We start from the raw sequence: 12,267 nt of genomic DNA, 5'->3' as shown, positions 1-12,267 counted from the left end.
TTATTTGTTTTTTCTTAATTGCTTTAAGTAAGCTCGTACTGCACGGTTATGCTCAGTCAAACTCTTTGAAAATACGTGACCGCCGGTTCCACTCGCAACGAAATACAGGTAGTTGCTCTTCTCTGGATTCAGCGCAGCATTGATAGACGCTTTGCCCGCCATTGCAATCGGCGTTGGTGGTAAACCACTCATTGTATAAGTGTTGTATGGCGTTGGAGTACGTAAGTCTTTCTTACGTATATTGCCTTTGTAACTGTCGCCCATGCCGTAGATAACCGTTGGGTCAGTTTGCAGACGCATACGCTTGTTCAAGCGATTAACGAACACAGAAGACACACGTTCACGCTCTGACGCTACTGCAGTCTCTTTCTCAATGATAGACGCAAGAATTAGCGCTTCATATGGCGATTTAAGAGGCAGTTTATCGGCTCTATTTTCCCACTCATCATTGACCACGTTCATCAGATCTCGGTGGGCACGTTTCAACAAATCTAAATCCGTTGTGCCATAGGTATAGTGGTATGTTTCCGCTAAGAAAAGACCTTCTAGCTTTTCATTTTCGATACCAAGCTTTTGTGCGATCTCTTGTTCAGAGACACCATTCAACGTCTGTTGAATGAATTCGTTGTCTTTTAGCTGAACAAGCCACTCGTCAAAACGACTGCCTTCCACGAAGGTAATGGTAAATTGGTGCTCCTTCCCTTCTACAAGCACTTGTAGCGCCTGCTCTAGAGTTAAACCGGGTTCAAGCAGGAATGTACCCGCTTTTACGTCTACAAGCTCAGGATGTAACTTACGAATTAATTTCTCGTAAGGAGAAGCCTCAAAAAGCCCCTCGTTAATCAACTGTGCTAGAACACGGTTAAAGCTGCTACCTGAAGCAACAGTCACGACTTGTGGTTTTTCTAATTGAATAACTTGTTTCAGGTTATCTTGCGCTTGGTTGTAAACATAAAAACCAGCAGCACTGGCTGCGATTAAGCACAATATAATAAAAATAAATAACTTTTTGATCACGAGTTTAGTTGTCCTTGAAGGCTACGAGTAACAGTTCCAATGTTGAATTGGGTATCACTAATACGGGTAACTGGGGCAACCCCTAAGATGGAGTTGGTCATGAAAATCTCATCAGCTTGCATGAGTTGAGATAAGCAGTAGTCACTAATTGTAACGGAAAGTTCAGCTTGATTCAGCGCGGTTAACACTTGCTTACGCATAACCCCCGCCACACCACTTTGCGTGAGTTGAGGTGTATATATCATCTGACCTTTGCGCCAAAACAGATTAGCCATGGTGGTTTCAATCACATTGCCCGAGATATCAAGAACTACACCATCAGCTTCATCGGCCTGATCCATTTCATCTTTCATCAAGATCTGCTCAAGACGATTATTGTGCTTATGGCCTGCGAGCAATGGGCTCAAACCTAGTGCTTGTTGGCAGATACCGAGTTCTACACCAGAATCTTGCCACGCTGAATAATGACTAGGGAAATCAAATGTACTGATGGTTATCGTTGGCTTGGCGATATTCTTGGTACTGTAGCCACGACCGCCGGCCCCACGGCTAACGTGTAGCTTTATCCCAGCTTTTTGATTATGAGGCTTGTTTGTATCATGGAGGATCTTTGAACTATAAAGGCTCTTTGTCCCATGGAGATCATTATCTTGGATGTGTTGAAGCGCATTATCGAGCCAAAGGCTAACAACATCCCAATCAAGTGTCGGAATACGTAACGCTTTAAGGCATTCGTCGACACGACATTGATGATCATAAAAATGTTGAACCTGACCCTCTTGGACAAGCATAGTGGTAAAACAGCCATCCCCGTACTGAAACGAGCGATCCAAGATATCGACAGTTTGCTGGCTTTCTCCATCAACCCAAAACATGTTTTTCCCCATAAAAAGAAACGGCTCAATGCTAAAGCATCAAGCCGTTTAAAAACAAGTCTAATTATGACTATCTACGAATGTTTACATCTTTAATAAGATGATTAAATCTTTTTGAAGATCAAACAGCCGTTTGTACCACCGAAACCGAATGAGTTACATGCAGCATATTCCATACCGCTAACTTTACGCGCAGTGTGGGGTACTAAGTCAATATCTAAGCCTTCTTCAGGATCATCTAAATTGATTGTTGGTGGAACAATTTGATCAATTAGAGACATCGCTGTGATGATCGCTTCAGCAGAACCTGCAGCACCTAGAAGGTGGCCTGTCATTGATTTCGTAGAAGAAACCAAGACTTGCTTGCTGCCTGCTTCGCCAAGAGCACGCTTGATGCCCTTAACTTCCGCTACGTCACCTGCAGGAGTCGAAGTACCGTGTGCGTTAACATAACCGATTTGTTCACCAGTAATGCCAGCATCACGCATAGCCGCTTCCATTGCTAGTGCACCACCAGAGCCATCTTCACTTGGAGATGTCATGTGGTAAGCGTCACCCGACATACCGAAGCCAACTAGCTCACAGTAAATCTTAGCGCCACGAGCTTTAGCATGTTCATACTCTTCAAGAACCATCATGCCTGCACCGTCACCAAGAACGAAGCCGTCACGGCCTTTGTCCCATGGACGAGAAGCTTTTTGAGGCTCATCGTTACGAGTAGACAGTGCTTTAGCCGCACCAAAACCGCCCATACCTAGTGGTGTAGATGCTTTTTCAGCACCACCCGCTAGCATTGCGTCAGCATCGCCGTATGCAATCATACGAGCCGCGTGGCCAATGTTATGTAGGCCAGTCGTACATGCTGTAGAGATCGCGATGTTTGGACCGCGTAGGCCACGCATGATAGACATGTGACCCGCAATCATATTCACGATCGTCGACGGTACGAAGAACGGGCTGATTTTACGAGGGCCTTTTTCAGTTAGAGCCTTGTGACCGGCTTCGATCAAACCAAGACCACCAATACCAGAACCGATAGCAACGCCTACACGAGGAGCGTTTTCTTCAGTAATAGTTAGGGCTGAATCATCTAAAGCTTGAATACCTGCTGCGACGCCGTACTGGATGAACAAGTCCATCTTACGAGCATCTTTTTTAGTCATATACTCTTCGCAGTTAAAGTCTTTAACTAGACCTGCAAAACGAGTTGAGAAATTGGTTGCATCAAAATGATCGATATTAACGATACCACTTTGACCAGCTAGCAGGGCTTTCCAAGAAGATTCTACAGTGTTGCCTACCGGCGACAACATACCCATGCCAGTGACAACTACACGACGCTTGGACACGATATTACACTCCGGGGATTGAGGTGATTTAAGATGAGGATAGATGAGTTAGATAAAACACAGGCGGTCAAGGTGACCGCCTGGGAGAGATTATTACTGAGCGCTAGTTACGTAATCGATAGCAGCTTGAACAGTAGTAATTTTCTCAGCTTCGTCATCTGGGATTTCAGTGTCGAATTCTTCTTCTAGAGCCATTACTAGCTCAACTGTGTCTAGAGAATCTGCACCTAGGTCATCAACGAAAGAAGCTTCGTTTTTAACTTCAGCTTCGTCTACACCTAGCTGTTCAACAATGATTTTCTTTACGCGTTCTTCGAGGTTGCTCATTTTTTCTTTTCCTTTACAGAGTTCGCTTTATGCGATGTTTTCCGTAGTTTATTCAATCTATTGAAAGTTGCAAGGTCAACTTTTCTGGTCAAACCACAATTTTCACGATTTTAACCGAAATTACGTATGATCTTGACTTAAATCATGCACAAATGTTGCACATAATTTACACCATGTACATACCGCCATTGACGTGAAGTGTTTCACCTGTGATATAAGCTGCCGCAGGTGACGCCAAAAATACCACAGCTTCAGCGATTTCGCGAGGGTCACCTAGTCGACCTGCTGGTACATTCGCCAAAGTTGCTGCACGTTGGTCATCATTTAGCGCTTTAGTCATGTCTGTTTCGATGAAACCTGGCGCTACAGTGTTCACTGTAATACCACGAGACGCAACTTCACGAGCCATTGATTTAGTGAAACCAATCACACCAGCTTTTGCTGCTGCGTAGTTAGCTTGACCAGCGTTACCCATAGTACCTACTACAGAACCAACGTTTACGATACGGCCTTGACGCTTCTTCATCATGCCACGCAATACAGCTTTAGACATGCGGAAGATAGGCGTTAGGTTAGTATCAATGATGTCATTCCATTCATCGTCTTTCATACGCATGAGAAGGTTATCACGAGTGATACCTGCGTTGTTAACCAGAATGTCAATCGCACCGAATTCATCGTTGATGGTTTTCAGTGTAGCAGCAATTGAGTCAACATCAGTGACATTTAGAGCAAGACCTTTACCGTTCTCACCAAGGTACTCGCTGATTGCAGCAGCGCCGCCTTCAGACGTAGCAGTACCGATAACTTTAGCACCACGCTCAACTAAAAGCTCAGCGATTGCACGACCGATGCCACGGCTTGCGCCTGTAACTAGTGCAACTTTGCCTTCTAAATTCATCATAACTTCTCTATTAATTGGTTATTTACTTAGCAGTGTCTAGTGATGCAGTGTCATTAACTGCAGCAGCTGTCATAGTTTTAACAATACGTTTTGTTAGACCAGTAAGAACCTTACCTGGGCCTAATTCTAGTAGCTTTTCAACGCCTTGCTCATTCATCGCTTGTACACCTTCAGTCCAACGAACTGGGCTGTATAGCTGACGAACAAGTGCACTTTTGATTTTTGCAGGGTCTGTTTCAGCAATAACATCGACGTTATTGATAACAGGCAGTGCCGGTGTGTTGAACTCTAGAGCTTCTAGAGCAACCGCTAGCTTGTCTGCTGCAGGCTTCATCAGGGCACAGTGAGACGGCACAGATACAGGTAAAGGAAGAGCACGTTTAGCGCCTGCTTCTTTACACAGTGCACCAGCGCGCTCTACTGCCGCTTTGTTACCCGCGATAACAACTTGCCCAGGTGAATTGAAGTTAACTGGAGACACAACTTCGTCTTGTGCCGCTTCTTCACACGCTTTAGCAATCGCTTCATCATCTAGACCGATGATTGCGTACATTGCACCAACGCCAGCAGGAACCGCTTCTTGCATCAGTTGACCACGTAGCTCAACCAGCTTGATCGCTTCTTTAAAGTCGATAACACCCGCACACACGAGTGCAGAGTATTCGCCTAGGCTGTGGCCTGCTAGGTTTGCAGGTTGCTCTAGACCAAGCTCTTGCCATACACGCCAGATTGCAACAGACGCAGTGAGTAGAGCTGGTTGAGTACGGAAAGTTTCATTTAGATTTTCTACTGGACCATCTTGAACCAATGCCCATAGATCGTAACCAAGTGCTTCTGAAGCTTCAGCAAATGTCTTTTTAACAACATCATACTGTTCGCCTAGGTCAGCAAGCATACCGATAGCTTGAGAGCCTTGGCCTGGGAATACGATAGCAAATTTGCTCATTGTAATTTTCCTTTAAGCAAAGCAAAAAATTGAATAAGGCACATAAGTTATGTGCCTTGTTTGTTGATTATCGCTTGGGGTTAGAATTTAACTAACGCAGAACCCCAAGTGAAGCCGCCGCCAAATGCTTCAAGTAGAAGCGTTTGACCACGTTTAATTCGCCCGTCGCGAACAGCCTCATCAAGGGCCGTTGGTACGGTTGCTGCCGACGTATTGCCGTGCTTATCAAGAGTAATCACAACTTGATCAAGCGACATCGTCAGCTTTTTAGCGGTTGCCGAGATAATACGGTAGTTCGCTTGGTGTGGAACTAACCAATCAAGCTCTGACTTATCCATATTGTTCGCCGCTAATGTGTCTTTAACTAGCTTAGAAAGCTGAGTTACCGCCACTTTAAATACTTCATTGCCCGCCATGTGCAGCCATTTGTCTGCATCACCGCCACGCTCTGGAACTTCTAGGCTTAGAAGCTCACCATATTTACCATCAGAGTAAATGTGAGTAGACAAAATACCTGGCTCTTCGCTTGCGCCTACAACCACCGCGCCTGCAGCATCACCAAATAAGATGATAGTAGAGCGGTCAGTCGGATCACAGGTTTTTGACAGTGCATCCGCACCGATTACCAAAACGTTTTTACACATACCAGTCTTGATATGTTGATCAGCAACAGACAGTGCATAGACAAAGCCAGAACACGCCGCAGCTAAATCAAACGCAGGGCAGCCTTTGATACCAAGCTTACCTTGTACCTGACATGCCGAAGACGGGAATGTATGGCTACTGCTGGTTGTCGCAACGATGATTAAATCAATATCTTCTTTGTCGATACCTGCCATCTCAATGGCATTCTCAGCAGCGTAAAACGCCATATCCGCAACGGTTTCGTTTTCCGCTGAAATACGACGCTCTTTAATACCTGTTCTAGCAACGATCCACTCATCGCTAGTCTCTACCATTTTCTCTAAGTCTGCGTTAGTACGCACCTGAGATGGCAAGTAGCTGCCAGTACCTAAAATTTTGCTATACATGAAGACTAATAATGCCTCTCGAGTAAAACCGCTTCCAAACGATCGCTAATGCGGCTGGGGACTTGTCGTTTGACCTCGTGTACTGCTTCACCAATCGCGTTGACGACTGCAGACACATCAGCACTTCCATGACTTTTAATGACAATGCCGCGCAATCCTAACAAACTTGCGCCGTTATACTGGTCGGGGTTCAAGGTTTTTAATTCAGTAAATAGCTCAGAAAACAACATTCTGGCGATCCAACCCTTTATTGTTGAAGCCATCATGCGCGTTTTTAGCTTATCAATAAAGAGCTGAGCTGTACCTTCGCACGTTTTTAAGCAGACATTGCCCACAAAACCATCACATACGACGACATCAGCGGCATCTTGAAGTAATTGATTACCTTCAATATAGCCTATGAAGTTCACAGACTGAGTATTAGACAACATTTCCGCGCATCGTTTCACAAGGTCATTGCCTTTGATTTCTTCTGCGCCGATATTCAAGATAGCGACACGTGGAGCGCGACCTAAATGTTGTTCCGCTAATGCACTGCCCATTACAGCAAACTGAAACAGTGAATCTGCGTCACTAGAAACGTTCGCTCCTAAATCAAGCATCCATGTACGGTTGCCAGAAGCAGTAGGCAAAGCTGAAACCAATGCAGGCCTATCAATACCGGGAAGGAGTTTAAGTCTGAAACGAGATAACGCCATCAGTGCGCCAGTGTTACCACCGCTCACACAAGCATCAGCCTGTGATTCGGCAACCAGATCGATAGCAGCACGCATAGAACTACCCTGACTATTACGTAAGGCTAGTGAAGGTTTTTCAGAATTAGAAATGACTCGATCACAATGCTGGATACTCAAACGAGAATCAGGCATTCGACCTAATGAAGATAATTGAGATGTGATCGCATTTCGATCACCTATGAGAATGACTTTTAGCTCTGGGAAATACGACAGTGCCTGCACGGCGGCAGGCACTGTTACACGAGGACCGAAGTCCCCGCCCATTGCATCAAGCGCAACGGTTAGATTTTGCAAAGGTCAACCTTACTTGTTGATAACCTTTTTGCCGCGGTAGAAACCTTCGGCAGTCACGTTGTGACGTAGGTGAGTTTCACCTGAAGTTGCGTCTACAGAAAGTGCAGCTGTAGTTAGCGCATCGTGTGAACGACGCATGCCACGCATTGAACGTGATTTCTTGCTCTTTTGTACGGCCATTGACCCTACTCCTATGTAAATTCTTAAAGATACTTACTAATAAGTTACTTCTTTAAGTTTTTTAAAACATCAAATGGATTCGGCTTTTTATCTTCCTCAATTTCTTCAGGAAGTTCACCAAACACCAAGTTATTTGAGTTAACGCTACATTTCGCATCGTCGTGCATTGCTATTTGTGGCAATCCAAGGATGAACTCGTCTTCAACTAATTGAATCAGGTCTAACTCACCGTACTCGTTCAGATCTACCAAATCGTACTCTTCCGGTGCTTCCTCTTCACTTTTCTCGCTGTAAACAGGAGTATAAGTAAATTGGACATCGCACTCATGTGCGAAAACCTCATTACAACGTTGACACTCTAAATCGACTTCGACGTTAGCTTTACCAGAGATAACGACTAATCGTTGTTCATCAAGCCCAAATGACATTGAGACTTGCGCGTCACGTTTTACGCCTTCAGTTGTTTCGGTTAAACGCTTTAAAAGACTGACTTGAATGATACCATCCATATCGAGTCGTTTTTGAGCCGTTCTTGCCGGATCAACTGTACGCGGTATTTTTTCCTTTTGCATAGGGCGCGAATCTTATCTTCCAAATCGTGTTTAGTCAAAGGAAATGGCAAAAAAAATGTACTTTCCTACCTTTCCTGTTCAGAGCATTATGAATAGCAGGATAAGTTACGTTATCCTGAACTAAATGCTTACACGAATTGTAAATTAAAATGAGAAATTACCAACTAGTTTTAGCTTCTACATCTCCATTTAGGCAAGAGATCCTCAAAAAACTACAGTTAGACTTTGTCACAGCGAAGCCTGACTGCAATGAAACGCCACTTCCAGAAGAGACACCTCAACAGTTAGTGACGCGTCTTGCCGAGACGAAAGCCAAGTCTTGTACTGTAGAACAACCAAGCCTAGTGATTGGTTCCGATCAAGTGTGTGTGATTGATGGAGAAATCATTGGTAAACCACACACTCGTGAAAAAGCGATTGAGCAACTATCTCGCCAAAGCGGTAAAAGCATCACTTTCTATACTGGGATAACCGTATGGAACAGTGAAACCAATAAAGCCGACACTCGCTTAGATACCTTCATCGTGCATTTCCGTGATTTAACACAGCAGCAAATCATTTCTTATGTTGAGAAAGAACAGCCTTATTACTGCGCGGGCAGTTTTATGTGTGAAGGGTTAGGTATCGCGCTATTTAAACAGATGGAAGGTAAGGACCCGAATACCTTGATCGGTCTACCTCTGATCGATCTGGTTGATATGTTAGAAGCGCAAGGAATGAACGTACTATAACGGATACCCTCTCTTTGTTAGAGATTCCCTACTCCTTCCTTCGTCAGTCTAGGGAAGGACGAAGATAGCTACATTATCTAATCAGCTCATGATGTAGAACCTGACTTTAAAAAGTCGTCATCCTCAAGAGCGAGGAACGAGCGAGTTGGGGATCTTCTACAACAGATGAAAACAAAAAAGGTTGACGAATTTCGTCAACCTTTTTTGTTAGTAGATAGGTAAGGCTAGAAACAGCTAACCCTTTCGTATCTCGTATCTTCTTAAAGCTTACGTAGACCAGTGAGTGCTCTTTCTAGCCTTTTTTCCATTGGCGCCGAGATATCCATCTTCTCTTCGCTACCTGGGTGGGTAAACTTGATGTTGGCGGCATGTAAGAACAAACGATTCAATCCTACTTTACCCGTGTAAGCATCAAAACGACGATCACCGTAACGGTCATCCCAAGCAATTGGGTGGCCAGTATACTGAGCGTGTACTCGAATTTGGTGCGTACGGCCGGTAATTGGGCTTGCCTGAACTAACGTCGCATCTTGGAATTTTTCCAAAACCTTAAAACGAGTTTCAGAAGCCTTACCATTCGGGTTAACGCGAACAATGCTGTTTACTTCATTTTTCAATAAAGGGGCATTAACCACTTTACAGCTGTTCTTCCATTCGCCCATCACTAAAGCGAAGTAGTATTTTTGAACCGTTTTTTCACGGAACTGTGCTTGAAGGTGTCTTAGCGCAGAGCGCTTCTTAGCAACAAGCAAAATGCCAGACGTATCTCTATCGATACGGTGCACTAATTCAAGAAAACGAGCATCAGGGCGAAGTGCACGCAATGCTTCAATCGCGCCAAACTTTAGCCCACTACCACCATGAACCGCAGTGCCAGACGGTTTATTAAGAATCAGCATGTGATCATCTTCATAAATGATGCACTGTTCTAATTCAGAAACCTTATTGAGTTTCGTGCTTGGCACGTTCTCTTCTGTTTTCTCTTCAATAGTGACTGGCGGGATACGAACTAAATCACCTGCTTTTAGTTTGTATTCAGCCTTGATGCGTTTTTTGTTTACGCGGACTTCGCCTTTACGCACGATTCGGTAAATCATGCTTTTCGGGATGTTTTTTAATTGGTTGCGTAAGAAGTTATCAATACGCTGACCAGCCATATCTTCGTCAATGTCGACAAATTGGACTTGGGTTCTAATTTCGCTCATTGGGCCATTGTATCACTGTCACTTTTGATAATTGAGATTTTCTTAACCCTATTCTGAACTTATTTATCTATAATCCCTGCCGATCTATCCCTAAAAGGTCATTGAAGTTCTATATTTCTTTGATTCTTCGAACAAAAAAGCACCAAGCTTCCTGCAAATTAAAATATCAATTGATAAATTATTTATAGACAGTGAGTTAGAGCTATCAAAACCCAAACAAAAACTGTTTTTTTTACCGCATTACGACAAAGCAGATTGCTGTGTTTACCGACCACTGCTATAGTTCACAGCTGCTATCAATGGATTGACTAATATTTAAACAGCTAACCATTCATAAGCAAGTAAATGAGTAGATGACTCAGATTAGACAGTGCTGCAATCGGCGTAAGACACGGTCAACTGAGTTCCTTATCGCTCTACTCACGTACACTCATGTTGAGTATTCACCGCCACATCGCGGATCATAGGCTAACTCCCTATGATGACTGACGTGCCCCAGAGCATCCCTACTCCAGCCGGGAGGCTGCACCGATAAAGCCATGGGATCTGGCACCATGAGAAACGAATAAAGCGATAAGACCAATGATGAAAATAAGAAAAGACAATGAGAATTTCTAAATGAAAAGAATGTTAATTAACGCAACTCAAAAAGAAGAGTTGCGTGTCGCTTTGGTTGATGGCCAGCGACTGTTCGATCTAGATATCGAAAGTCCAGGTCACGAGTCAAAGAAAGCGAATATCTACAAAGGACGTATTACCCGTATTGAACCAAGCCTAGAAGCGGCATTTGTTGATTACGGCGCAGAACGTCACGGTTTCCTCCCTCTTAAAGAAATTGCCCGCGAATACTTCCCTGAAGGTTATACATACCAAGGCCGTCCTAGCATTAAAGAAGTGCTAAGAGAAGGACAAGAAGTAATCGTACAAGTTGAGAAAGAAGAACGTGGTAGCAAAGGCGCTGCACTGACAACTTTCATCTCTTTGGCTGGTAGTTACTTAGTTCTTATGCCTAATAACCCTCGTGCTGGCGGTATTTCTCGTCGTATCGAAGGTGATGAACGCACTCAACTGAAAGCAGCATTAAGCACTCTTGAGCTTCCTCAAGGCATGGGCTTAATCGTGCGTACAGCAGGTGTTGGTAAAAGTGCAGAAGAGCTAGAGTGGGACTTGAACGTTCTATTGAATCACTGGGGCGCTATTAAGCAAGCTTCTGATTCAAATGCAGCTCCTTTCCTTATTCACCAAGAAAGTAACGTTATCGTTCGTGCGATTCGTGACTATCTACGTCGTGATATTGGCGAGATTCTAATCGACAGCAATACTATTTTTGAACGTGCACAAGCGCACATTCAATTAATACGCCCAGATTTCATGAATCGCGTTAAGAAATACGATGGTGAAGTGCCACTATTCAGCCATTACCAGATTGAAAGCCAGATCGAATCAGCTTTCCAACGTGAAGTTCGTCTTCCGTCTGGTGGTTCTATCGTGATCGACCCAACAGAAGCTCTAACTTCTATCGATATCAACTCTGCTCGTGCAACAAAGGGCAGCGATATTGAAGAAACAGCGCTAAACACTAACCTAGAAGCAGCCGATGAAATTGCACGTCAATTACGTCTACGTGACCTAGGTGGTCTTGTTGTTATCGACTTCATCGATATGACTCCGGTTCGCCACCAACGCGAAGTTGAAAGCCGTCTACGTGATGCCGTTCGTTTAGATCGTGCACGTGTTCAGATTGGTCGTATTTCTCGCTTTGGTCTTCTAGAGATGTCTCGTCAACGTTTGAGCCCATCACTAGCAGAAGCAAGCCACCACATTTGTCCTCGTTGTACAGGTACTGGTGTTGTTCGTGATAACGAATCTCTAGCACTTTCTGTTCTACGTTTGATTGAAGAAGAAGCTCTGAAAGACAACACAGCACAAGTACTTGCTGTTGTGCCTGTTCCAATCGCCTCTTACCTTCTGAACGAAAAACGTCGCTCAGTAAACCACATCGAGAAGAACCAAGAAGTTAAGATCACTGTTGTTCCTAACTCTGACATGGAAACACCACACTTTGAGGTTATCCGTGTTCGTGAAGGTGAAGAGTTCGA

13 protein-coding genes are annotated in these 12,267 nt (G+C 44.2%); 2 read left to right on the top strand and 11 right to left on the bottom strand.

Features of this window, described 5'->3' with window-relative positions:
• The 10 genes from mltG to yceD all read right to left on the bottom strand — a co-directional run bounded on the left by mltG (position 1) and on the right by yceD (position 8,232).
• Positions 1-1,017: an endolytic transglycosylase MltG gene (gene mltG, locus AACR09_RS04115; protein ID WP_193836038.1), complete on the bottom strand. Its 1,017-nt coding sequence runs from the start codon at positions 1,015-1,017 to the stop codon at positions 1-3.
• Entirely contained in the window at positions 1,014-1,892 is an 879-nt protein-coding gene (pabC, locus tag AACR09_RS04110) for an aminodeoxychorismate lyase (protein WP_193836037.1), read from the bottom strand. Before pabC ends, mltG begins: the two co-directional genes overlap by 4 nt.
• A 104-nt stretch (positions 1,893-1,996) precedes the next feature.
• Complete coding sequence (gene fabF / locus AACR09_RS04105) at positions 1,997-3,241, bottom strand: beta-ketoacyl-ACP synthase II (RefSeq protein WP_004736554.1); 1,245 nt, start codon at positions 3,239-3,241, stop codon at positions 1,997-1,999.
• 93 nt (positions 3,242-3,334) lie between these two features.
• A complete protein-coding gene (acpP, locus tag AACR09_RS04100) occupies positions 3,335-3,568 on the bottom strand; it encodes an acyl carrier protein (RefSeq protein WP_012603569.1) in 234 nt (77 codons plus the stop codon).
• Between the two features lie 166 nt (positions 3,569-3,734).
• Positions 3,735-4,469: a 3-oxoacyl-ACP reductase FabG gene (fabG, locus tag AACR09_RS04095; protein ID WP_010437280.1), complete on the bottom strand. Its 735-nt coding sequence runs from the start codon at positions 4,467-4,469 to the stop codon at positions 3,735-3,737.
• A gap of 25 nt (positions 4,470-4,494) precedes the next feature.
• Positions 4,495-5,418 carry an ACP S-malonyltransferase gene (gene fabD, locus AACR09_RS04090; RefSeq protein ID WP_193836036.1) on the bottom strand — a complete coding sequence of 308 codons (924 nt, stop codon included), beginning with the start codon at positions 5,416-5,418 and terminating at the stop codon, positions 4,495-4,497.
• A gap of 80 nt (positions 5,419-5,498) precedes the next feature.
• On the bottom strand, positions 5,499-6,449 hold the full coding sequence (locus tag AACR09_RS04085) for a beta-ketoacyl-ACP synthase III (protein ID WP_010437276.1): 951 nt from the start codon (positions 6,447-6,449) through the stop codon (positions 5,499-5,501).
• A 5-nt stretch (positions 6,450-6,454) separates the two neighbouring features.
• Positions 6,455-7,480, bottom strand: coding sequence for a phosphate acyltransferase PlsX (plsX, locus tag AACR09_RS04080; protein ID WP_017062152.1), 1,026 nt, complete (start codon positions 7,478-7,480; stop codon positions 6,455-6,457).
• A 9-nt stretch (positions 7,481-7,489) separates the two neighbouring features.
• Positions 7,490-7,660, bottom strand: a complete 171-nt coding sequence (rpmF, locus tag AACR09_RS04075) for a 50S ribosomal protein L32 (protein WP_004737376.1) — start codon at positions 7,658-7,660, stop codon at positions 7,490-7,492.
• Positions 7,661-7,704: 44 nt separating this feature from the next.
• Positions 7,705-8,232 carry a 23S rRNA accumulation protein YceD gene (gene yceD / locus AACR09_RS04070; protein WP_004733994.1) on the bottom strand — a complete coding sequence of 176 codons (528 nt, stop codon included), beginning with the start codon at positions 8,230-8,232 and terminating at the stop codon, positions 7,705-7,707.
• A gap of 149 nt (positions 8,233-8,381) precedes the next feature.
• On the opposite strand from yceD, the gene AACR09_RS04065 reads away from it, so the two are divergent.
• Entirely contained in the window at positions 8,382-8,963 is a 582-nt protein-coding gene (locus AACR09_RS04065) for a Maf family protein (protein WP_193836035.1), read from the top strand.
• A 260-nt stretch (positions 8,964-9,223) separates the two neighbouring features.
• On the opposite strand, the gene rluC is transcribed toward AACR09_RS04065, so the two are convergent.
• Positions 9,224-10,168 carry a 23S rRNA pseudouridine(955/2504/2580) synthase RluC gene (gene rluC / locus AACR09_RS04060; protein WP_017078123.1) on the bottom strand — a complete coding sequence of 315 codons (945 nt, stop codon included), beginning with the start codon at positions 10,166-10,168 and terminating at the stop codon, positions 9,224-9,226.
• A 618-nt stretch (positions 10,169-10,786) separates the two neighbouring features.
• Between rluC and rne the strand changes: the two genes are divergently transcribed.
• On the top strand, positions 10,787-12,267 hold a 1,481-nt coding region (rne, locus tag AACR09_RS04055; RefSeq protein WP_228010923.1), incomplete at its 3' end, for a ribonuclease E.

Origin of the sequence: Vibrio sp. OPT20 (genome assembly GCF_963889365.1) — a bacterium.
Classification (GTDB): Bacteria; Pseudomonadota; Gammaproteobacteria; order Enterobacterales; family Vibrionaceae; genus Vibrio; species Vibrio splendidus.
Note: the sequence above shows the minus strand (reverse complement) of the source record. Positions and strands in the feature narration are given on the sequence as shown.